The sequence below is a fragment of the Prevotella sp. C561 genome, assembly GCF_000224595.1.
GTDB classification, from domain to species: domain Bacteria; phylum Bacteroidota; class Bacteroidia; order Bacteroidales; family Bacteroidaceae; genus Prevotella; species Prevotella jejuni.
In genome coordinates this window covers 1-1213 of record NZ_JH114188.1, presented here as the reverse complement: position 1 = coordinate 1213, position 1213 = coordinate 1, and the positions used below count along the sequence as shown (strand labels likewise).

Annotated in this window: 2 protein-coding genes; both read left to right on the top strand. The window is 40.1% G+C overall.

Annotation, left to right across the window (positions count from 1 at the left end; all coding sequences use genetic code 11):
* Positions 1-464, top strand: a 464-nt coding sequence (locus tag HMPREF0666_RS17760) for a hypothetical protein (protein WP_009013414.1), incomplete at its 5' end; no start/stop codon positions are given.
* A 60-nt stretch (positions 465-524) separates the two neighbouring features.
* Entirely contained in the window at positions 525-1202 is a 678-nt protein-coding gene (locus tag HMPREF0666_RS15860; protein ID WP_009013413.1) for a hypothetical protein, read from the top strand.
* Positions 1203-1213 lie beyond the last annotated feature (11 nt).

Sequence of the window (1213 nt, the reverse complement as noted above, 5' to 3'; positions counted from 1 at the left end):
ATTATGATGCTTTGGTAACAATCCCTCCTTTTACTTACTACAAGGAAGTAAGAATATTCCATAAAAACGGAGTTCTCATAGAGTCGGGAAAACGCTTTTTCTGTTCATCTATTGATATTGGCATTTGGCGCGAGTATGACAATCAAGGCAACCTTATAAAAGAAACCGATGAGGACAAGAAGTTTGAGAAGCTGCGCCTGAAACCTATAAACATCCTGCGCTGGCTTGAGAAGGAAGGGTATATAGATAGAAAAACTGGAAAGGGTCAGGAGAAGTTCGTGAAAGAGGGCGATGAGCCTAATATTGACATCTACTTTTGGCTGTCGACTCGTGCTGAAGGGTCAAAGACTATCCCTGCGGGTTGGTCTATCGATATTACAGAACACGGAATGCGCACTACACATAGTTTCAATGCGGAAACGGGTGAATACTTGGGAAAGACAACACAGGTCTTATATGAATAAGGCATAGTCTCGTCAAACTTAGAACTATAAGTAGAAAAAGATAATGACAAGAATAAAAGTATGAAACATCTCATTCTAATATTACTAACTGCGTTGTACTGTACTTGCTGCAATGCGCAAAAAGACAAGGAGGCAACAACAATGAAGACAACTGAAAGATTCGATGTACAATATTATAAAAGCAAAATCAAGGAAGTAAATGGTAAAGATGGAGACAACAGCTTTGCCATTTATGTGGATAGAGATAGTACACAGGTTAAGGTGTATTTTGATAAGGATTATGATGCTTTGGTAACAATCCCTCCTTTTACTTACTACAAGGAAGTAAGAATATTCCATAAAAACGGAGTTCTCATAGAGTCGGGAAAACGCTTTTTCTGTTCATCTATTGATATTGGCATTTGGCGCGAGTATGACAATCAAGGCAACCTTATAAAAGAAACCGATGAGGACAAGAAGTTTGAGAAGCTGCGCCTGAAACCTATAAACATCCTGCGCTGGCTTGAGAAGGAAGGGTATATAGATAGAAAAACTGGAAAGGGTCAGGAGAAGTTCGTGAAAGAGGGCGATGAGCCTAATATTGACATCTACTTTTGGCTGTCGACTCGTGCTGAAGGGTCAAAGACTATCCCTGCGGGTTGGTCTATCGATATTACAGAACACGGAATGCGCACTACACATAGTTTCAATGCGGAAACGGGTGAATACTTTGGGAAAGACAACACAGGTCTTATATGAATAAGGCATAG